At 70.1% G+C, this 19920-nt stretch carries 17 protein-coding genes; 10 read left to right on the top strand and 7 right to left on the bottom strand.

Going from position 1 to position 19920, the window contains the following annotated elements; translation table 11 throughout:
* Nucleotides 1-47: 47 nt before the first annotated feature.
* Together MST3598_RS11175 and MST3598_RS11170 are read left to right on the top strand one after the other, a co-directional pair.
* A complete protein-coding gene (locus MST3598_RS11175; protein ID WP_231479884.1) occupies nucleotides 48-3107 on the top strand; it encodes a glycosyltransferase in 3060 nt (1019 codons plus the stop codon).
* Nucleotides 3104-4489 carry a DUF5719 family protein gene (locus MST3598_RS11170; RefSeq protein WP_029258262.1) on the top strand — a complete coding sequence of 462 codons (1386 nt, stop codon included), beginning with the start codon at nucleotides 3104-3106 and terminating at the stop codon, nucleotides 4487-4489. Before MST3598_RS11175 ends, MST3598_RS11170 begins: the two co-directional genes overlap by 4 nt.
* Nucleotides 4490-4519: 30 nt before the next feature.
* Here MST3598_RS11170 and MST3598_RS11165 read toward each other — a convergent pair whose 3' ends face one another.
* Entirely contained in the window at nucleotides 4520-4948 is a 429-nt protein-coding gene (locus MST3598_RS11165; protein WP_231479885.1) for a hypothetical protein, read from the bottom strand.
* Nucleotides 4949-5026: 78 nt separating this feature from the next.
* Between MST3598_RS11165 and MST3598_RS11160 the strand changes: the two genes are divergently transcribed.
* From MST3598_RS11160 to MST3598_RS11145, 4 genes are all read left to right on the top strand, one after another.
* Complete coding sequence (locus MST3598_RS11160; protein ID WP_021199833.1) at nucleotides 5027-5233, top strand: DUF3499 family protein; 207 nt, start codon at nucleotides 5027-5029, stop codon at nucleotides 5231-5233.
* A 100-nt stretch (nucleotides 5234-5333) separates the two neighbouring features.
* A complete protein-coding gene (locus MST3598_RS11155) occupies nucleotides 5334-6260 on the top strand; it encodes a hypothetical protein (protein WP_021199834.1) in 927 nt (308 codons plus the stop codon).
* Complete coding sequence (locus tag MST3598_RS11150) at nucleotides 6257-7009, top strand: ABC transporter ATP-binding protein (protein ID WP_081859744.1); 753 nt, start codon at nucleotides 6257-6259, stop codon at nucleotides 7007-7009. The genes MST3598_RS11155 and MST3598_RS11150 overlap by 4 nt, the downstream gene beginning before the upstream one ends.
* On the top strand, nucleotides 7006-8220 hold the full coding sequence (locus MST3598_RS11145; protein ID WP_029258259.1) for an ABC transporter permease: 1215 nt from the start codon (nucleotides 7006-7008) through the stop codon (nucleotides 8218-8220). Before MST3598_RS11150 ends, MST3598_RS11145 begins: the two co-directional genes overlap by 4 nt.
* A 60-nt stretch (nucleotides 8221-8280) precedes the next feature.
* Here MST3598_RS11145 and MST3598_RS11140 read toward each other — a convergent pair whose 3' ends face one another.
* Entirely contained in the window at nucleotides 8281-9090 is an 810-nt protein-coding gene (locus MST3598_RS11140) for an RDD family protein (RefSeq protein ID WP_029258258.1), read from the bottom strand.
* A gap of 16 nt (nucleotides 9091-9106) precedes the next feature.
* Between MST3598_RS11140 and MST3598_RS11135 the strand changes: the two genes are divergently transcribed.
* Nucleotides 9107-10099, top strand: coding sequence for a stage II sporulation protein M (locus MST3598_RS11135; RefSeq protein ID WP_096359576.1), 993 nt, complete (start codon nucleotides 9107-9109; stop codon nucleotides 10097-10099).
* A gap of 16 nt (nucleotides 10100-10115) precedes the next feature.
* Here MST3598_RS11135 and MST3598_RS11130 read toward each other — a convergent pair whose 3' ends face one another.
* The 5 genes from MST3598_RS11130 to MST3598_RS11110 are packed head-to-tail and all read right to left on the bottom strand — an operon-like array spanning nucleotide 10116 to nucleotide 15647.
* Nucleotides 10116-11423 carry a DUF58 domain-containing protein gene (locus MST3598_RS11130; protein ID WP_029258256.1) on the bottom strand — a complete coding sequence of 436 codons (1308 nt, stop codon included), beginning with the start codon at nucleotides 11421-11423 and terminating at the stop codon, nucleotides 10116-10118.
* Entirely contained in the window at nucleotides 11424-12347 is a 924-nt protein-coding gene (locus MST3598_RS11125; RefSeq protein ID WP_208323723.1) for an AAA family ATPase, read from the bottom strand. It abuts the gene before it with no gap.
* A 44-nt stretch (nucleotides 12348-12391) separates the two neighbouring features.
* Nucleotides 12392-13627: a DUF4350 domain-containing protein gene (locus tag MST3598_RS11120; RefSeq protein ID WP_051670919.1), complete on the bottom strand. Its 1236-nt coding sequence runs from the start codon at nucleotides 13625-13627 to the stop codon at nucleotides 12392-12394.
* A complete protein-coding gene (locus MST3598_RS11115; protein WP_029258253.1) occupies nucleotides 13624-14265 on the bottom strand; it encodes a DUF4129 domain-containing protein in 642 nt (213 codons plus the stop codon). Before MST3598_RS11115 ends, MST3598_RS11120 begins: the two co-directional genes overlap by 4 nt.
* Entirely contained in the window at nucleotides 14262-15647 is a 1386-nt protein-coding gene (locus tag MST3598_RS11110; RefSeq protein ID WP_029258252.1) for a hypothetical protein, read from the bottom strand. Before MST3598_RS11110 ends, MST3598_RS11115 begins: the two co-directional genes overlap by 4 nt.
* A 119-nt stretch (nucleotides 15648-15766) precedes the next feature.
* On the opposite strand from MST3598_RS11110, the gene mtrA reads away from it, so the two are divergent.
* The 3 genes from mtrA to MST3598_RS11095 are packed head-to-tail and all read left to right on the top strand — an operon-like array spanning nucleotide 15767 to nucleotide 19849.
* Complete coding sequence (mtrA, locus tag MST3598_RS11105) at nucleotides 15767-16447, top strand: MtrAB system response regulator MtrA (protein ID WP_021199844.1); 681 nt, start codon at nucleotides 15767-15769, stop codon at nucleotides 16445-16447.
* Nucleotides 16448-16454: 7 nt separating this feature from the next.
* Entirely contained in the window at nucleotides 16455-18134 is a 1680-nt protein-coding gene (gene mtrB / locus MST3598_RS11100) for an MtrAB system histidine kinase MtrB (RefSeq protein WP_021199845.1), read from the top strand.
* Nucleotides 18131-19849 (top strand): LpqB family beta-propeller domain-containing protein, encoded by a 1719-nt coding sequence (locus MST3598_RS11095; RefSeq protein WP_051668012.1) that lies wholly within the window; start codon nucleotides 18131-18133, stop codon nucleotides 19847-19849. Before mtrB ends, MST3598_RS11095 begins: the two co-directional genes overlap by 4 nt.
* The last annotated feature ends 71 nt before the right edge of the window (nucleotides 19850-19920 follow it).

Here is a 19920-nt window from a genome sequence, read left to right as displayed (position 1 = left end):
ATCCGGTGCGTCGACGTCGCCCCTCGCGCGCATAGGCTGACGACGTCATGCCAGCCCGAGTTCACGCCATCATCGTCGCGCGCACTGGATCCTCTTCCCGAGCGCAACTCCTCCGCACTCTCGACGCCCTTCGCACGCAGACCACCCCCGCGGCGGCGGTGACCCTCGTCGTATGCGGCGATGCGTCGTCCGTGCGCGAGAGCGAGGTCGTGGCGGGCACCGTCGAAGGGATCATCGAGGCGCGTGCCTCGACGTCCTTCGCCGAGGCGGTGGAGCTCGCCCGACCTCGAGTGCCCGAGGGGTCTGCGGTCTGGCTGCTGGCACAGGACACGACGCCGCACCCTCGGGCGCTGGAGCGTCTGAGCGGCACGCTGGAGCGCTCGCCGTCCGCCGCCATCGTCGCCCCCAAGCTCGTCGCCACGGACAACGAGCGCGAGATCGTCTCGCTCGGCGTCAGCATGACCGCGTGGGGCCGCTCCGTCGAACTCGCGGCGGGAGAGCTCGATCAGGGTCAGCACGACCGTTCCGACGATGCTCTCGGCGCCGATGTGCGGGGGATGCTCATCCGTGGCGAGGTGCGCGATGCCCTGCGACCCGATCCGGCCCTCGCGGGGGCCGATGAGGGACTCGACCTCGGGGTCCGTGCACGCCTCGGGGGTGGCCGTGTCGTCCTCGCGCCGAGTGCGCGGGTCTCGGCATCGTCGGGTGGTCCTGCCGCGCTTCCGTCTGGTCGAACGCGCCGCGCTTACGTGACCCGCCTGGCCCAGCTGCACCGACGGCTGGCGTACGCGCCGGCCGCGGCCGTGCCGCTGCACTGGCTCAGCCTGCTTCCTCTCGCGCTGTGGCGCTCCATCACCGACCTCGTCGGCAAGCGGCCCGAGGCTGTTTTCCCCGAATGGGGGGCTGCCCTCACGGCCATGTTCCGATTCGGTGCGGTCGCACGTTCCCGCGCCGGCATCCGCGCCTTCCGCACTTCCGCCTGGGCCAGCATCGCTCCGTTGCGCGTGACGTCCTCCGAGCTGCGACGGCGTCTGGATGACGGGCACGGAAGCGAGGGAGGTGCGGTCAGCGAACTGCGTTTCTTCTCCGGTGGTGGGGCCTGGGCCGTACTCGCGGCCCTGGTCGTCAGCATCGCGTCCTTCACGAGCCTGCTCGCCTGGCCGACGCTGGGGGGCGGGGGACTGCTGCCGCTCCGTCAGACCATCGCTGCGCTCTGGAGCGATGCGGCGTGGGGAACCCGCGACGTCGCCCTCGGCCTCGTCGGCCCTGCCGACCCCTTCGCCTCCGTGGTCGCGGTACTCGGGACGCTCTGGCCTGCCGGCCCTTCCTTCGCCATGGTGCTGTTGTGGATCCTCGCCCTCCCGCTCGCAGTTCTGGGAGGGTGGTTCGCCGCCACGCGAGTGACCGATCGCGGAGGGCTCCGGATCTTCGCCGGCATCGCGTGGGCGCTCGCGCCCACGTTCCTCACCGCCCTGGTCGACGGACGTCCGGCCGCGGTGCTCGTCCATCTCCTGCTTCCTTGGCTCTTCCACAGCGCTGTGGTCGCCCATCGGTCATGGGGCGCCGCCGGGAGCGCGTCGCTGCTCCTCGCCGCCGTGCTCGCCTGCGCACCGTCGCTGGCACCCGCCCTTGCGCTGCTCTGGATCGTCGCCCTGGGCATCGTGCTGGGAACGGCGCAGTTCCGTGGCGCGGGGCGACTGCTCTGGCTGCCGGTGCCGACGATCGCCCTGTTCTCACCACTGGTGATCTGGCAGCTCGCTCACGGCACGCCTCTGGGGATCCTCGGCGACCCCGGACTCATCTGGGCGGGCCCCCAGGCCGCCGCTGACGCCGCCGGACGCCTCGCGATCGCCGGCGGCTTCCCGACATCGGAGCTGGGCGGCTGGATGGCGCTTCTGCCCGCACCCATCGCCGTGTGGGCACCACTCCTGTGCGCACCTCTCGCCGTGCTGGCGCTCGGTGCGGCGGTCGCTCCACGCTGGCGCGCGGGGATCACCCTGCTCGTGGTCGCCCTGTCCGGGCTCGCCACGGCGTTCCTCGCGGTCGGGGTCACGGTGAGCTTCGCGCAGGGGACGCCGGTGGCGATCTGGCCGGGTACCGGACTCAGCCTGGCGTGGATCGGTGTCGTAGGGGCTGCCCTCGTGACGCTCGACACCGCGCTCACGCTTCCGCGTCTGCGGATCTTCGCGGCCGTCGCCGCGGCCGTGACACTGGCGGTCTGCGCGATCCCGGCGCTCAGCGCGCTGCACATGGGGCGCTCGGTGCTCACGAACGGTCCTGAGTCGACGCTGCCCTCGTATGTGGCCGCACAGGCCGCAGGGGATCGGCCGATCGCGACCCTCGTGCTCACCCCGCAGAACGACGGAGGACTGGCCGCAGAAGTGGCCTGGGGAGCCAGCGAGACGCTGGGGTCGCAGTCGACGATGATCTCCACCGCGGTCGAGCCGCAGGGAGCCGACATCTCCGCCCTGGCCGTGGATCTCCTCTCGGCCCGCGACTTCGATGCGCCCGGAGCATTGGCCGCCGAAGGGATCAGCTACGTCCTGGTCGCTGAGGTTCCTGGTGAAGGGGACAAGGCGCGGGCGCTTCGTACCGCGGCGGTCGCCTCGATCGATCAGCGTGCCGGCCTCGTGCACGCGGGCACCACCGATCGCGGCGTGCTCTGGCGTCTCGATGCCGACGCCGCCGAACAGCCACCGCTGACATCCGCCCAGCAGGGCACTGCTCGCCTCGTGATCACCGTGCAGCTGCTCGCAGTCTTCGCGGCCCTCCTGCTGTCCATCCCGACCCGCGCGTCGCGTCGTGCGGCTCGCGCCCAGTCGCGCATCGTCGGTCGCGTGCCTGAGGAGCCGATCGTGCTGCCTCGGCACGCGGAGGACAGGGATTCCCTTGATGAAGCGCCCGTCGGGGTGATCGAGGACCCCCAGGACGCGCCCGCCCTGAACGACGAGGCACTGGCGCCAATCGCTGATCCGGTGATCGATGACGCCGCTGGCCCGGTGGACGAGGTGACAGTGAGCGAGGCGACAGCGGACGGTGGGTCGGCGGACGGCGCTTCGGCGAGCCCCCACGACGAACACGCGAAGCCGATGGAGGAGGACCGATGAGCAACGGGAACCGCGCCTTCCGGGTCGCCGCGACCAGCGCCCGTGTCATCACGGGCGTGGCCGTGATCGCCGCCTGCGTCGTCGGTGTCGCCACGGCGATCCATGCGCCGTGGCCGATCGTCGCGCACGACCCCGCGCAGGTCGAGGTCACACCCGTGCCTGGCGACAGCGTGCTGGTCTGCAACGGCGATCTCCGTGCTCTCGGTCGTGACGCGTCGGCCCCCCTGGACATGCTCTCCGCGGCACCGACGAGCCTCACGTCCGGAGGCACGGCCGGAAGACCGTCGTCCGAGACGCTTGAGGTACCCGATCTGCCCGATGCGGGTGGACCGCAGGTGCTCACCGGCCCGGTCGATGGGCGTTCGGCACCGCTGATCGCCGGTGCCGAGTCCGTCACGATCGCCGCGGACGACCTCGCGGGGTACGCCGCCCTGCCCTGCGGCGTGCCGAGGCTGGAGTCGTGGCTCGTGGGCGGGAGCATCGACACCGGCACCGAAGACATCATCACCCTCACCAACGCGACCGAGGTCCCGTCGACGGTGACCCTCGCCGTGTACGGAGCCGCCCGCAGCACCCGGACGGTCATCGTCCCTCCGCGCTCGCAGACGGCGCTCCCTCTGACCTCGTTCGCCACCGGCAACGATCTGCCGGTGGTCAAGGTGAGCGCGGTGGGAGCCCCGGTGAGAGCGGCCCTCCAGTCCTCGCTCGTGCGCGTCCTCGATCCTGCCGGCATCGATCTCCAGGACTCGGTCGCGGGACCCCAGCAGAGACTCGTCTTCACCGGAGTGCAGGCGTTCCCGGCCAACGGCGATGACGCGGAGATGGCCGTTCTCCGGGTGCTGGCCCCCGGCGTCGACGCTCGGGTCCAGGTGAAGGTGCAGGCCGAGGGCGCCACGGTGCCTGTAGACGAGTTCACCGTGCCCGTCGAGGCGGATCTTCCCGCTCAGGTCTCGCTCTCCGGCCTCGAGCCCGGTCGGTACACCGTCGAGGTCGAATCCGACGTGCCGCTCCTCGCCGGGGTCAGGCAGCAGGACGGCTTCGGTCTCGATTCGGACTTCGCGTGGGTCACCCCCGCGCCGGAGATCGACGCCGAGGTGGTCTTCGCCGTGCCCTCCGGTCCCGATGCACGACTGCAGGTGTCGAACACCTCGGACCGGGACGCAACCGTCACACTCGAGCCGGTCGACGGCGGTCAGGCCCAGGAGGTCGTCATCCCCGCGGGGGAGACCGGCGGGATCGCGGTGGAGGGGCGGACGACGTACCGGATGCGGACGACGGCGCCCGTGCACGCGGCCGTGACCCTCACGGCACCCGGGGCGCTCGCAGTGCTCCCGGTGCAGGCGAGCAGCGGCGGAGAGAAGCCGATCACGGTCTATCCCTGACGGAATGCGGGTGCCCCGGCCGCCGGAGTGTCAGTGCTCGTGACCGAGATCCCACGGTTCACGGCCGACGTACTCCGCGGCGGCCCGGAACACCGCGCTCTCGATGGCCATGCGTCTGTGGGCGGCATCGTCGTGCCCCGGAGGCAGGAGCCGCTCGATGGGAAGTCGGAACAGGACGATACGTCGATTGTCGCGATCGAGGTACCAGCGCGGCACCTCTTCGCCGGCGTCGAAACCCGGGATCGCGCCGATCTCGAACCGGACGTCCTGCAACTCTGGCCACGTCCCGCGGAGGAACTCCACGGCCGTTCCGACGGTGAGGTCGAATCTGTCGAGGCGGCCGTCGAGTGGAGCCAGCGGCGGTCGCACGACCTCGCTGCGGCCGAGACGCCCGTGTCGTCCGTGGCGTGCACCGCGCCGCGGGGCAGCGGAGGCATGAGCGGTGCGGCGGCGGGGCATGACGAAAGTCTAGGCGGTGCCAGGATCACTCGGCGCGGCATCCGGCGCTCACCCGGGGCGCGCCGTACGCTGGCGGAGATGGACGGACGACTGTGCTCGAAGGTCGGCTGCGCGCGCGAAGCCGTAGCCACCCTCACCTACGACTACGGCGATCAGATGGCGGCGCTCGGCCCGCTCGGCGCCGCGAACGACCCGCAGGCACATGATCTGTGCTCACCGCATGCGGACCGGCTCTCGGTTCCCGCGGGCTGGCTGGTGGTCCGTCACGAGGCCCTCCGCGCCTGACGGCGTTGCGTCGACACGCGGACGCAGCCGTCGGCGAGGATCCGAAGTCTGGATACGCTGACCGCAGGCGTGCCAGGGCGGCACGGCTGGAAAGGCACTCGTGATCGTCTGGCGCCGCTGGATCTTCCCCCTGCTTCTCGTGGTGGTCTTCGGAGCGTGTGCCGCGGCACTCGTCAAGATCGCGTTCTTCCCCGACCGCGCGGAGAGCGTCGTCAGCCCTGAGGCGGGGATCACGGATCCGGTGGTGGTGGTGGAACGCGGTTCGGTGGTCAACGCGCTGAGCCTGAGTGGGAACGTGGCCCGCGACGACGCCTACGTCGTCCGCGGCGAGCTCAACGGCACCGTCCTCGCCGTGCACGTGGGTGAAGGAGCAGCGGTGGCCGCCGGCCAGAAGCTCTACACCGTGCGCCAGGAAGAGCCGCGCAAGGACATCGACGTCGTCGCGCCGGAAGCGGGCGACGTGTCGGAGTTCGCCATGGTCAAAGGCCAGGCCACCACGGTCGGGACAGAGGCGTACAAGCTCACCCCGGCCAAGTACCACCTGCTCGCGACGGTCGACCCTGTGCAGCTGTACCGCCTCGTCAACGCGCCCACGGAGGCGACGGTCACCATCACCGGCGGTCCCGCGCCGTTCGCGTGCACCGGAGTCGGGGTGCAGGTCACCGCGGAGGGCACGGCGAGTGTGCGCTGCGCCATCCCCGTCGATCAGACCGTCTTCGCCGGACTCCCCGCGAAGATGGACCTCGCCCTCGGCCAGGTCGACGATGCTCTGGTGATCCCGGTCACCGCCGTCCAGGGCGGCGCGGGATCCGGCAAGGTCTGGGTGGACGCGGGCGACGGATCCGACCCCGAGGAGCGCGCCGTGACGCTCGGCGTCAACGACGGCGTCACGGTCGAGGTGACGGAGGGGCTGGCCGAGGGGGACAGCATCCGTCAGTTCGTCCCCGGCTTCGTGGCTCCCGTCGAGGAGTTCTGCTACGAGGTCTCCCCGGGAGTGGAGCAGTGCGACAGCGGGATGAACTGGTGAGTCTCGTCGCGCTCGACGACGTCTCCAAGAGCGTGCTCCTGGCGGATGACTCCCGGCTGGAGATCCTCCGCGGGATCACCCTCGAGGTGGGAGCCGGTGACCACGTCTCGATCGTGGGTCGGTCGGGATCCGGGAAATCCACCCTGCTCAACATCCTGGGCATGCTGGACGCACCGACATCGGGCTCCGTCGCATTCGAAGGACGCGAGGTGCGCAGGATGCGCTCCGGTCGGCTCGACCGCCTGCGCGGGGACAACGTCGGCTTCGTCTTCCAGCAGTTCAATCTTCTTCCCGGGCGCACGGCGATCGACAACGTGATGATGCCGCTGGGCCACGCCAAGGGGAAGATGTTCTGGAACCGTCGTCAGATCGCCGCCGACATGCTGGAGCGGGTCGGCCTCGGGCATCGTGTCGAGCAGATCGCGGACAAGCTCTCCGGCGGCGAACAGCAGCGCGTCGCGATCGCCAGGGCGCTGGTCCGCCGACCCGTCCTGATCCTCGCCGACGAGCCGACGGGCGCGCTCGACATCGACACCGGCGCATCCGTGATGTCGCTCCTCGACGAGGTGGCCACCGAGACGGACGCTGCACTGGTCACGATCACCCATGACCTCCATGTCGCGGCACGGGCACGTCGGCACTACCGCCTCGATGCGGGCCGCCTGGAAGCCGCCGACCTCAGCCGCGCCTTCGAAGCGTCGACCCTCGCGGCGTCGGTGCCTTCGGCGCCGCCGGAGGTGATCGCATGACCGGCTTCCTCGGTGCTCTCTCCGACGCCTGGGCCGAGATCCGGGTGCACAAGCTGCGTGTGCTGCTCAGCCTGATCGGCATCGCGGTGTCGGTGGGCGCTCTGACCGCGGTCGTCGCGTTCTCCGAGTACCAGCGCCAGTTCCAGGCCGAGCAGTCCGACCGGTGGGGCGGGCGCGCCGCGACCGTCGTCGTCTCCGTCAACAGCGATGACGGCTCTCCCGTCGACGCCGACGGCTTCGATGCCCGCTTCAGTCGTGTGTCCGAGCGGTTCGGCTTCAGCCACACCGCGCGCATCTCCCAGGGGCTGACGGTGGACCTGCAGCTTCCCGACGGCATAGCGCCGGTTCCGGCGCGCATCATGGATCCTGCGTTCTCGCAGATCCATCGCGAGCGGCTTCTGGACGGGCGCTGGTTCATCGACTCGGACACCGAGGCGATGGCACCCCCCGTCGTGATCACCGAGCCCCTCTGGGACCGTCTGGGGCGTGTGCCGCTGTCGCAGCACCCGACGGTGGCCCTGAGCGGTCCGGCCGGTGGCACGTACCAGGTGATCGGAGTCACACCTCGCCAGGGCTTCGGCGACGAAGAGCTTCGCGTCGATCTGCTCTACGACGCGTACCGGGCTCGCGTGGACGCGTTGCCCACGGAGGCGTGGACCCAGTACGAGATCTGGATGGGCACGGGGCAGGTCGACCAGATCGCCCCGGTGCTCGCGATGGACCTCCGGGCGGGCCTGCCTGCGGGACAGACGGTCACGGTGAACAGATCGGACTGGGCGGCGCAGCCCGGCGCGATGGACGCCCAGGCGACCTTCGAGATGATCACCGGAGGAATCGCCGCGCTGATCCTCGCCCTCGGAGCGCTGAGCCTCATCAACATCCAGCTCGTGGCGATGCGCCAGCGCGTGCGCGAGATCGGTGTGCGACGCGCGTTCGGGGCGAGCTCGGGGCGGGTCTTCTTCGCGGTGTTCCTGGAGAGTCTGGTGGCGACGACGGTGGCCGGCGTGATCGGGATCGCGATCGTCGTCGCGGTGCTGCGGTCGGAATGGGTCATCACGTCGCTGTTCTACGGCATCCAGGACATCCCGCCGTTCCCGATGCGGGCGGCGCTCATCGGGCTTCTCGCCTCCGTCATCGTCGGCGCGGTGTCGGGCTTCATCCCCGCCCTCGTCGCCCTGCGGGTGAAGGTGATCGACGCGATCCGTTTCTGACGCACCGGCGGGCTCGATCGGGTCGCCCGGTGGTGGTGGGAGGGTTCCTGCGGACGTCCGCTAGACGCCGACCCGACGGCCGGTGAGCCGTTCGGCACGACGATCGGAGTTCTCCAGCGCGCGCCGCTCGCGCTCGCGACGCAGAACGGTGATGCCGATCAGAACCTGCTCGGGCGGCGCCGAGGGCAGCGGTGAGACGAACGGGCTCGCCTCGGTGAGCAGATCCTGGGCGACGCGTGCCCGCGCCGCCGGGATCATGCGCGGGGCACTCTGCAGGAACTGGGAGATCCGGCGTGCGAGACGGTCGGGCAACCGGGCGACGTCGGCGATCTGCGCCCAGCCGGCCAGCGGTGAGGGAAGGACGGGGACGTGCGAGCTCAGAGCGGGTGTGCGCACGCGCTGGCTGTAAGTCCCGGCGACGAGGTCGCCCAGACGCTGCGATCGCGCGGTGAACGCGCCCGTGAGCACGGCGATCCCGCCGAAGGTCATGTAGATCTCGAGGACGCCGAGCAGCCCGCGGATGAACGCGTGACGGAAACCCGCGGCGCCGCCGTCCATGCGCACGATCCGTCCACCGACCGCGAGCTTGCCGAGGCTGCGTCCCTTCAACGCGACCTCCATCGTGATCGGGAGCACGACGAAGCTCACCACGAACGCCGAGACCACGGCGATGCGATCCGTCGTCTCATCGAGCACGCCCGCGTCCAGCAGCCAGATGCGCAGGAAGATCCACAGGATGAAGACGGCGTAGCCGAGGAGCATGTCGATCGCGGCGCCGAGCGCTCGCAGCAGGAACCCGACGGGCTGCACGTCGAGCGCGACGGCCTCGCCGGACAGGACCTCGTCGGAGACGTCGATCGGGACGGACATGAGTACAGTAAATCAGGTGGATGCCGATGCGCTGACAGATGCACGCCGCGCCGAATGGGAGCGGCTCGACCAGCTCAGTCGCGCCCGTCTCGACGGCGACGGGATCGATGAGCTCATCGTCCGGTATCGGGCGGCCTCCGCCGATCTCGCCGAACTGAAGACGTCCGTCGGCGACTCGCCGCAGGGCGCGTACCTGTCGACGATCCTGGTCCGCGCCCGGCTGCGACTCACCGGCGCATCCGACAGCATCCTCACCCAGACGAGCCGCTTCTTCCGGTGGCAGCTTCCCGCGGCCCTGTACCGCTTGCGTTGGACGACGCTGGTCATCGCGATCTCGTTCATCGCGGTCGCCGTCGGCACCGCCGCATGGATCGCGAGCGACCCCGCGATCGTGGCCACGCTGGGGCCGCCTGCGGCCCTCGCGCAGTATGCGGAGGAGAGTTTCACGGGCTACTACACGGAGAACCCGGCAGCGGCGTTCATGGGCATGGTCTGGACGAACAACGCCTGGATCGCCATGCAGTGCGTGCTCTTCGGCGTCACGGGGATCTGGCCGGTGTACGTGCTGGTGCAGAACGCGATGGGTCTCGGCACGACCGGGGCGATCATGGCCGTCCACGACAAAGCCGACCTCATGGTGCTGTACATCCTTCCGCACGGGATGCTCGAGATGACCTGCATCTTCGTCGCGGCCGCCGCCGGGCTGCACGTCTTCTGGGCCTGGGTCGCCCCGGGGCACCGTACGCGTGGGCAGGCGCTCGCCGAGCAGGGAAGGGCGCTGGCGACCGTCGCGATGGGTCTGGTCTTCGCGCTGTTCCTCGCCGGGCTCGTCGAGGGATTCGTGACGGGCTGGGCACTGCCCTGGCCGGTGAAGATCGGGATCGGTGCGGCCGCGCTCGCCGTGTTCCTCATCTACATGCTGGTGATCGGCGGGAGGGCGCATCGCGCGGGTGAGACCGGCGACCTCGTCGAATACGAAGCGGGCACCCCGCGCCTGGTCGTCGGCTGACGCGATCGGTTCGGCGTCAGAGTCGACCGGCGGCCTTCAGCTCGAGGTAGCGGTCGGCGATCCGCGGTGGGAGGTCTTCCGGATCGGCAGCGATCGCTTCGCCCCCGGCCCTGCGGATCGCGTCGGCGACGTTCTCGGCGTCGCGGAGAGTCCGCTCGGCGGCCGCGGCGAGATACACGTCCTCGCGGGAATCACGACGGCGCGCGAGAGCGGAGATGCCGTCGTCGGTCACGGATCCGACGAGGACCGTGGTCGCACGTGAGGCGTTCGGGAAGGCGCCGAGGAAGCCACGGGCCGACTCGGCCGCGTCCTGCGCCGTCAGGGCCACGATCAGCGAGGGCCGCGTCGTGAGCGAGCGCACGGCGGCGAATGCGCCGTGCCAGTCCGTGTCGACGAGCCGCGCGTGCACGGGAGCCATGGCGTCGGTCAGAGCCGGAAGCAACGCGGCGCCGTCGACCCCGGTGACCCGACCGCGGACGACCCTGTCGTACATCAGCAGGTGCACGTGATCACCGGCACGCGAGGCGAGTGCCGCCAGCAGCAGTGCCGCCTCGAGCGCGGCATCAACGCGCGTACCGTCGCCGACACGAGCTGCCGCTGTACGTCCGGTGTCGATGATGATCACCACATGACGGTCCCGTTCCGGTCGCCAGGTGCGCAGCATCGTCGTTCCTGCGCGGGCGGTCGCCCGCCAGTCGATCGAGCGCACGTCGTCACCGCGCACGTACTCACGCAATGAATCGAACTCGGTACCCTGACCGCGCACCTGGATGCTCGTGTTGCCATCCAGCTCGCGCAGCCGAGCGAGGCGGGACGGAAGGTGCTTGCGCGAGGAGAAGGCAGGGAGCACGCGGATCGCTCCGCGGACGGAATGCCGTGCCTGCCGGCCCGCGATGCCGAGTGGTCCGCGGGAGCGGATCATCACGAACTCGCTGGCCAGTTCCCCGCGACGGCGGGGGAGGAGCGGAATGGCGACACGGCCGCGCTCATCCGGCGGGACGACCAGGTGGTGCCGGTCCGACGGCGCCCCCGCCGTCGGCTGCCATGCGTCGCGAAGCAGGGCGTGCAGTGGCTTGGTGCCGTGGTTGTGCACGGCCACGCTCACCGGGACCGGCTCCCCGATGCGCACACGCGCGGGCACTCTGCGACTCACCGTCACCGATCGGGGGCTCGCCGCGAGCGCGACGTCGACGGCGACGAGCAGCGCGCACAGGCCGATCCAGGCGCCGAGGACCGCGTACGCCGGATAGCCCGCGAGTCCGGCGATGACGAGCGGGATGACGCCCACGGCGAGGGCGACGGCGAGGCGGCCGGTGACGAACACCTAGATCGGCACCCGGGTCTGCTGCACCACGGAGGTGAGCACCGCGTCGGCGGACACGCCTTCCATCTGCGCGTCGGGTCGCAACTGGAGGCGGTGGCGCCATACGGGCACCAGCATCGTCTGCACGTGGTCGGGGGTCACCGCGGAGGAGGCGTTGAGCCACGCCCACGCCTTCGCGGCCGCAAGCAGACCGGTCGATGCGCGCGGGCTGGCACCGAGTTCGACCGACGGAGACTGGCGGGTCGCCCGAGCGAGGTCGACGACGTAGCCGAGCACGTCGTCCGTGACCTCGACGGCGGCGGCCGCCTGCTGGGCTGCGCGGATCTCGTCGGCGGTGACCACCGCCTCCACACCGGTCAGCTCGCGCGGCGAGAAGCCCTCCGCGTGTCGACGCAGCACCGAGACCTCCGCGTCGCGTTCGGGCATGCCGACGACGAGCTTCATCAGGAAGCGGTCCAGCTGCGCCTCGGGCAGTGAGTAGGTGCCCTCGTGTTCGATCGGGTTCTGCGTCGCTGCGACGAGGAACGGGTCGGGCAGGGGGCGACTGACGCCGTCAGCCGACACCTGGCGCTCCTCCATGGCTTCCAGGAGCGCGGCCTGGGTCTTCGGCGGCGTGCGGTTGATCTCGTCCGCGAGCAGGATGTTCGTGAACACCGGGCCGGCGCGGAAGTCGAACTCGCCGGTGCGCGCGTCGTACACGAGCGAGCCGGTGACATCGCCCGGCATCAGGTCGGGAGTGAACTGGACGCGTTTGGTGTCGAGGCCGAGCGCTCGTGCGAAGGAGCGGACGACCAGCGTCTTCGCGACGCCCGGCACACCCTCGAGGAGCACATGCCCTCGGGCGAGCAGCGACACGAGCAGCCCGGTGACGGTGCCGGCCTGGCCGACCACCGCCTTGTCGACCTCGGTGCGCACCCGGTGCATGGCCTGGCGCAGTGCGGCGTCGTCGGTGGGAAGGTTCTCAACGGTCACGTGTTTCCCTCTGCTTCTCGGGGATGGGTGGTCGGTTCTGATCGGTCGACGTGCGTGCTGTCGTCCACAGCGGTCTCGAGCTCGTCCAGGCGTCTGGCGAGGTCGACCAGAGCGGCGTCGTTCTCGGGGAGCGGCCCGGCGAGCAGCGCCTGGAGCGTGCCCCGGGGAATCCGCAGACGATCAGAGGCTGCATCCGCGACCTCGTCTGCGCCCGCGTGGACGGCGAGTCCGAGCCGTCGAGCCAGTCGTCGCTGGGTTCCGTCGCGGAGCGCCTGCCCGGCGTGCGGTGCATCTGCGGCTCTGGCCGTGAGACGCGCACGTCCGTGCATCGTCTCCGACGCCCGCACGGTGACCGGCAGCGTCTCGGCGACCAGGGGACCGAACCGCTGACCACGCCAGATCGCCGTGGCGATCCCCGCGATGATCAGCAGCAGGATCGCAGGTGTGACCCAGGGAGGCGTGAGACTGCCGAGGGTGTCGACCGGCTCGGCCTCGATGTCGGAGTCCGCGAAGCTGGGGACGTACCAGACGACGCGATCGGTCTGACCCAGCAGCGCCAACCCGAGGGCGGCGTTGCCGTTCTCGGCGAGATAGGCGTTGCCGAAGAGCCTGGTGCCCTCCACCACCACTCGTTCGGGCGTGGAACGGCGGTCCACGAGGACGGCGGCGCCCTCGGCATCGCCGAAGCAGGCCTGCACGCCGTCCGCCGGGGTGAACAGGCGGTCGGCACGGATGGTCCCGACCCTCGCGAACTCGGCGACGTCGCAGTCGGGGGCCGCCGCCGGCAGTGTTCCCGTGGCGTTCTCTCCGATGCCGAGCTCGTTCAGCAGGTGCGTGCCGGTCGAGAGGAACACGACGCGCCCCGCCGGAGCGGTGAGCGTCTCCAGGGCTTCGTCGGTCAGGGTGTACGGGTTGGCCATCACGAGTGTCGTGTCTTCGTCGATCGCTGTGAGCGCCTCGGCCCGCGAGCGGCGGACGTCGACCTCGACGCCCTGATCGCGCAGGATGTCCGCGAGCGCGAGGGCGCCGCCGTCGTCTCGGGCTTCGGGGTCGAGGGCACCGCGCGCGCCGGGGGCGGTCACGGCGACACGCAGTCCGACCGCAGCGACGATCAGGACCAGGGCGGCGACGATCGTCCATCCGATGATCGTCTTGGCCCGGCTCAGGCGGTGTTCCGCCGTGGAAGGGGCAGCCGGGGAGGAGGCGGCGTGGTCAGGCTCGATCACGGTCATGCCGGCACCGCCTCGGGGCGGCGTGCGCGGATCCGATCATCGATGTCGACGAGATCCCGATAGGTCTCGGCGCTCGCGGTGTGCCCCAGGTAGCGGACGTCGTCGAAGGAGGAGGCTGCTCGACGCATGGCGGCTGCCTCGTCGACGAACACCGTGCTCGCCTCGCGGGCGATCGACTGCGCCGTCGCGCCCGGCGCCGGATCGATCAGATCGCGCTCCCGCAGGCTGCGCGCGATCGCCCGGTACCGGAGGATCGTCGCGGCGTCCCAGTCTCGTTCGCGGGCGGCCCGCTCGGCGTCCGATCTCAACTGCGCCGCACTGCGGTCGTCGGCCGCTCCGAGGAGGTCTCCCTGTGCCCGCCTGACGGCGCGGGAGCTGCGCGGTCTGCCCCAGATGATGAGCGCGGCGACCAGCGCGGCCGCGATGATGACGATGACGATGATGAGGGCGGACGGCCCGATGCCCGCCCCGTTGCCGGAGCTGAACAGGTCGGCGAGGAAACGGCCGATGTCACGCGCCAGGAGATCGAACCACGTGGGCTTCGCGTCGGCGTAGCGAGGGTTGGAGAGCTCTTCCTCCGCCCAGCGTCGGGCTTCGTCCCCGTCGGGGACGAACAGGTCGTCGAACGGTCGGATCATGCGGTGCCGTCTGCGCCGGGCGCGGCCCACCCGCCGTCATCGGGTGCTGCTTCCGCTGAGGGGACGCTCGGCATGGTGGATGTTCCCGATGCGGCGGTCGGCGCGGGAGGCGGCGGTGGCGGGAACGCGACGGCAGGCGGTGTCACGGGCGCCGCCGCCGGATACGGCATCGAAGGCTGTGCGGGGTACGGCTGTGCGGGATATGCCTGAGGCGCTCCCGGCTCTCCGAACGTCGGCTGTGCGCCGTAGGGCGGATACCCGTAGCCCTGCGACATCATGACGTGCTCCGGCACCTGGCGGGGCGGTGGTGCAGAGGTGACGGCCCGTGACGGATCGACGCGGAACGGATCTTCCTGCTGCTCGTCGGTCCAGCCGAGGTCACGGCGCTCCACGTATGCGATCAAGGTCTGGTCCAGACCCTCGTAGCGCATCCGGCAGTCGAGGTAGACGAGCGCCGATCCGGTGCTCTGGACCACGAGGGTGATCGCCTGGATGACGAGGAGCAGGATCTGCGGGGCGATCAAGGTCACGACGAAGGCGACCACCGCACTCGGGTCCTCTGCTCCTGTGGGCGCGACGACCGAGCCGAGGAGAGAGCCGAGCAGCGTGGCGGGGACGCTGACGACCTGGGCCGCGATGCCCATGATCGCGCTGATGAGGAAGGTCACACCGAACGCGACCCAGAAGCGCCCGCGGGTGAGCCTCCAGGAGCGGACGAAAGCGTCTCGGAAACGTGCACGCTCGAGGACCAGGATCGACGGTACGAGCAGCAGCTTCGTGGTGAGCCACACCGCCAGCGGGATGCAGGCGAGGACGATGACGATCACCACGAGCACGACGACGCCGACCATCTCGGCGCTCCCGCCCATGCCGCCGGCGATGAAGGCCGCGATGATGACGGCGGCGATGATGAAGATGCCGAACACGGCCGCGACGGAGAGGGAGGCGAAGCCGGCGAGTCGCCAGAACGCCGGGGCCATCCGGCGCCACAGCATCCGCAGCGTCGCCTTCACTCCGATCGCGGCATAGCCGATCTCCGCGGCGACGACGCCTTGCATCATCGCCGTGAAGGCGATCGAGGCGACACCCACGGCGAGCCCGGCGATCAGGTTCACCGCGATGGTCCCCGCCATCACCGCTTCGAAGTCCGGAGAAGAGGGAGAGACGGTCTCCAGGCGGCTGAACGTCGTGAAGAAGACGACGCCCATGACCACGGCCGTGACGACCACCACGACGAGCTGGATGACCACGGCGAAGCCGAAGAGCACCTTCGGGTTGTGCCGAAGCGCGGCGAAGGCCTTTCCCAGCAGCATTCCGAACGAGAGCGGATGAAGGGGGATGATGCCCTTCTTCGGGGCAGGCGTCCACGTCTGTCCGGTCACAGGCACTCCCTCTCCATCGTGCGCTCCCATCGTGTCATATCCCTCGCGCGGCGCGTCATATCCCGCACACGGTGCGCAGACCTGGGATCGCTGGGACTCGGTGCCATAAGGTAACTCTTATGACCTCACGTATTCTCGTGGTCGACGACGACACCGCGCTCGCCGAGATGATCGGGATCGTGCTGCGGACCGAAGGCTTCGAGCCGGTCTTCTGCGCGGACGGTGCGCGCGCCGTTGACGAGTGGCGAGCGCAGCGACCCGACCTCGTGCTGCTCGACCTCATGCTCCCCGGCATGGACGGGATCGAGATCTGCACCCGCATCCGTGCCGAGTCCGGCGTGCCGATCATCATGCTCACCGCGCGCAGCGACACCGCCGATGTCGTCCGCGGGCTCGAGGTGGGCGCCGACGACTACATGGTCAAGCCTTTCAACCCGAAGGAACTGGTCGCCCGCATCCGCACCCGGCTTCGTCCCACGCCGCAGGCCACGAGCGAACAGCTCCGCGTCGGCGACCTCACCGTCGACGTCGATGCGCACGAGGTCCGTCGGGGGACGGCTCCGATCGCGCTCACGCCGTTGGAGTTCCAGCTTCTCGTCGCACTCGCGTCGAAGCCCCAGCAGGTGTTCTCCCGGGAGATGCTCCTGGAGCAGGTGTGGGGATACCACTACAAGGCCGACACCCGACTGGTGAACGTGCATGTGCAGCGCCTGCGCGCGAAGGTGGAGCTCGACCCCGACAACCCGAAGATCGTCATGACGGTGCGCGGCGTGGGCTACCGCGCCGGGAGCGTCGGCTAGGAGCACGATGGCCGCGACGACAGCGACCACCGCGACGGTCGCTGTCCTGCGCGACTGGCGAGGTTGGCCGACGATGCTCGGCATCCTGTGGCGCCGCTCCTTGCGGTTCCGCACGCTCTCGATCACCCTGCTCGCGACCTCCCTGGCGATCTTCATCACGTGCGTGACGATGGCTCTCGTCATCCAGAACGATCTCTTCATCTCCCGCAAGGACGTCGCCCTCGAAGACTCCCGCCGCGCGGTCGATCAGGCGCAGGGGATCCTGGACGTGGCCGAGGTGGGGGATGACTCCGCGGCCCTCACCGAACTGTGGAACAGCGTCCAGTCGAATCTCACCCGCACGTCGAGCACCGATCAGCTCGCCGGCTTCAAGATCGACAATGCGAACGGTGTCCGACTTAACGGCTTCGAGGCCGGGCTGAGCAGGAGCCTGCTGAGCCCGGAACTCCAGGCGCGCGTCGTGGAGTTCGACGACCGCCAGGCCTGGCAGTCGGTGGCTCTGCCCTCCCCGGACGGGGGAGAGGTTCCCGGAATCATCGTCGGGCAGCAGCTCCAGGTGCCGGAAGCCGGGGCGTTCGCGATCTACTTCGCCTACGACCTCGGCGACGCGGACCAGACCCTGGTATTCGTGCAGCGAACGCTGTGGATCGCGGGGATCGGTCTCGTGGCGATCGTCGCCGCGATCTCCTGGATCGTCCTCCGCGCCGTCTCGACCCCGATCGTGCAGGCTGCGGAGACCAGCGCGCGGCTGGCGGCGGGGGATCTCGGCGTGCGCCTCGAAGTACACGGAGAAGATGAACTCGCCACTCTCGGACGGTCGTTCAACGCGATGGCCGACAGCATCGAGTCGCAGATCAAGGAACTCGGCGAACTGTCGATGGTGCAGCAGCGGTTCGTGTCGGACGTGTCGCACGAGCTGCGGACTCCGCTGACCACCATCCGTCTCGCCGCGGACATGCTCAACGACCAGCGTGAGGAGTTCGACCCCACCACCGCCCGCACGGCCGAGCTGCTGCACGCCCAGGTGCAGCGCTTCGAGACCTTGCTGTCGGATCTGCTCGAGATCAGCCGTTACGACGCGGGATCGGTGCAGCTCGAGTTGGAGGCGACAAGTCTCACCCACCTGGCCGAGGACATCATCGAGCAGATGCGTCCGTTGGCCGAGGGGCACGGCACCGAGCTGCGGCTGGTGGCACCGGGCGGCTACTCGCCCGTCGACATGGATCCGCGTCGGGTGCGCCGGGTGCTGCGCAACCTGATCGGCAACGCGATCGAGCACGGCGAGGGACGCCCGGTGGTCGTCACGGTCGACAGCAACCAGCACGCGGTCGCCGCCGGGGTGCGGGATTTCGGCCTGGGCATGGAGCCGGCCGATGCGGAGCGTGTCTTCGATCGCTTCTGGCGCGCCGACCCTTCGCGTCAGCGCACGATCGGGGGGACGGGACTCGGGCTGTCGATCGCCCTGGGAGATGCGACCCTGCACGGCGGTACCCTCGACGTCTGGTCCGAACTCGGCGTCGGGACGAACTTCGTGCTCACGATTCCCCGACACGGTGGAGTCCTGGACGGTCCGAGCCCGATCCCGATCGAACCCCAGGAGCCCTTCGCGGAGCTCGGCGACGCGACCCAGCCGATCTCGCTGACGGACGCGCCCGCCGGCATGTTCGATGAGGAGGACTGGTCGTGACCGAGCGGAGACCGAATCGGCGGCTGCGAGGCCTCGCGTTGATACTCGTCGCAGCGCTGCTTCCCGCATGCGCGGGGTTGCCGACCAGCGGTGACGTCGCGGTCGGTCTCAAGCTGGGGGAGTCCCCGCAGGACGTCGACATCCTCCCCGTGGCCTCCGGCCCGATCACCGGTGCGGGACCCGAGGAGATCGTCGAGGGCTTCCTTGAGGCCGGTATCACGACGACCGACAACTGGGACACCGCACGCGACTTCCTCGCGCCTTCGTTGCAGCGCAGCTGGAGCCCGTCGGCAGGGGTGTCGATCGACATCGGCACGGACACCAGGACCGTCACCTCTTCGGTCCCCGACGATGAGGTGGAGAGTGCGGACACCGCAGAGGTCCAGGTCACGCTCGACCTGGTCGCGAGTGTCGATGACGCCGGAGAGTACTCCGAGGCCCTCGGATCGTCCAACGTGGCATTCACGCTGCAGCGGATGGAGAACGGCGAATGGCGCATCACGCAGGCGCCGGACGGCGTGGTGATCGATGAGACGCGATTCACCAAGGTGTTCGAAGGGTATCCGTTGCAGTACTTCGACCTCGGCTGGTCGAGGCTGGTGCCCGACATGCGCTGGTTCCCGCGGCGCCAGAGCCCCGCGACGACGGTGACACGGGCGCTCATCGGCGGCGAGCCCAGCGAGTGGTTGGACCCCGCAGTGCAGAACGCTTTCCCCGCCGACGTGCAGTTGGCGCAGGACGCGGTTCCCATCGTCGGCCAGGTGGCGGATGTCGCGCTCACCCGGCCCGCCTCGGGCCTCGACGCCGCCACGCTCTCCCGGATGCGCACCCAGCTCCAGGCGACCCTCCGCGCTGCCGGCGTCGCGGTGACCGAGGTCCGGTTCACGGTGGACGGCCGCAACCTCGAGGCCGGGGTGGCGGATGTCGTCCCCCCGTCGGCCACGACGGGCACTCTCGTGCTGCAGAACGGCGCGTTCGGGCGGATCGTCGGCGATGAGATCTCGCCCATCCCCGGTATCAGCTCGGAGATCAGCGCCGTCACGCAGCCGATCGTCTCCATAGACGTCGCCGCCGATGACTCCCGCGCCGCCGTGCAGCTCGCCGATCAGCACGTCTATCTGATCGGCGAAGGCAGCCTCGACGAGCTGGACGCCCGTCCTGGTCTCATCAAGCCCTCACTCGATCCGTACGGCTACACCTGGTCGGTCCCCGCGGGAGCACCGGCGGCGGTGCAGGCGGCGGGAAGCGATGCCGTCGGGCATCAGATCGCGAAGGCATGGCCGAGCGCATCGACGATCTCTCATCTGCGGGTATCGGCAGACGGCGCCAGGGTGGCGGCCGTGGTGACCGTCGGCAAGCAGATGTGGGTGGTCGTCGCGGCGGTCGTCCGTGACGCCGCCGGCATCCCGATCGAGCTCGGCGAGTTCACGCAGCTGACCCAGCTCTCCGAGCCGGCGATGGGTTTGGTGTGGCTGGGGGCCGATCGTGTGGGTGTGCTCGCCGACCAGAGCAGCCCGCGTCTCCTCACCCAGGTGGTCGGCGGTCCGGGGTCGGCGGAGGCCGCACCGAGCAACGCCCTCTCGATCGCCGGCGCACGCACCGCGTCCGGGGTGAGGATTCTCGGCTCCAACGGCGAGCTGTTCGCGCACGCGGGGTCGGCCTGGCGCGAGGTCGCCTCCGACGTCTCCGTGCTCGCGACACGCGTGGGTGAATGACCTTCCCTGCACGGAGGGGACCTGCCTTCAGCTCATTCGCGCAACGGGGATGATCGGCAGCTCCGGCGTAG

Source organism: Microbacterium sp. TPU 3598 (assembly GCF_002356155.1).
Classification (GTDB): Bacteria; Actinomycetota; Actinomycetes; order Actinomycetales; family Microbacteriaceae; genus Microbacterium; species Microbacterium maritypicum_A.
The sequence above is the reverse complement of the archived record's forward strand: the minus strand, read 5'-3'. Positions and strand labels throughout refer to the sequence as shown.

Excerpts from the sequence above, each read along its gene's own strand:
- MST3598_RS11175 (WP_231479884.1), top strand. The coding sequence starts at position 48 with ATGCCAGCCCGAGTTCACGCCATCATCGTCGCGCGCACTGGATCCTCT.
- MST3598_RS11170 (WP_029258262.1), top strand. The coding sequence starts at position 3,104 with ATGAGCAACGGGAACCGCGCCTTCCGGGTCGCCGCGACCAGCGCCCGT.
- MST3598_RS11165 (WP_231479885.1), bottom strand. The coding sequence starts at position 4,948 with ATGCCCCGCCGCCGCACCGCTCATGCCTCCGCTGCCCCGCGGCGCGGT.
- MST3598_RS11160 (WP_021199833.1), top strand. The coding sequence starts at position 5,027 with ATGGACGGACGACTGTGCTCGAAGGTCGGCTGCGCGCGCGAAGCCGTA.
- MST3598_RS11145 (WP_029258259.1), top strand. The coding sequence starts at position 7,006 with ATGACCGGCTTCCTCGGTGCTCTCTCCGACGCCTGGGCCGAGATCCGG.
- MST3598_RS11140 (WP_029258258.1), bottom strand. The coding sequence starts at position 9,090 with ATGTCCGTCCCGATCGACGTCTCCGACGAGGTCCTGTCCGGCGAGGCC.
- MST3598_RS11125 (WP_208323723.1), bottom strand. The coding sequence starts at position 12,347 with ATGCACCGGGTGCGCACCGAGGTCGACAAGGCGGTGGTCGGCCAGGCC.
- MST3598_RS11120 (WP_051670919.1), bottom strand. The coding sequence starts at position 13,627 with ATGACCGTGATCGAGCCTGACCACGCCGCCTCCTCCCCGGCTGCCCCT.
- MST3598_RS11115 (WP_029258253.1), bottom strand. The coding sequence starts at position 14,265 with ATGATCCGACCGTTCGACGACCTGTTCGTCCCCGACGGGGACGAAGCC.
- mtrA (WP_021199844.1), top strand. The coding sequence starts at position 15,767 with ATGACCTCACGTATTCTCGTGGTCGACGACGACACCGCGCTCGCCGAG.
- mtrB (WP_021199845.1), top strand. The coding sequence starts at position 16,455 with ATGGCCGCGACGACAGCGACCACCGCGACGGTCGCTGTCCTGCGCGAC.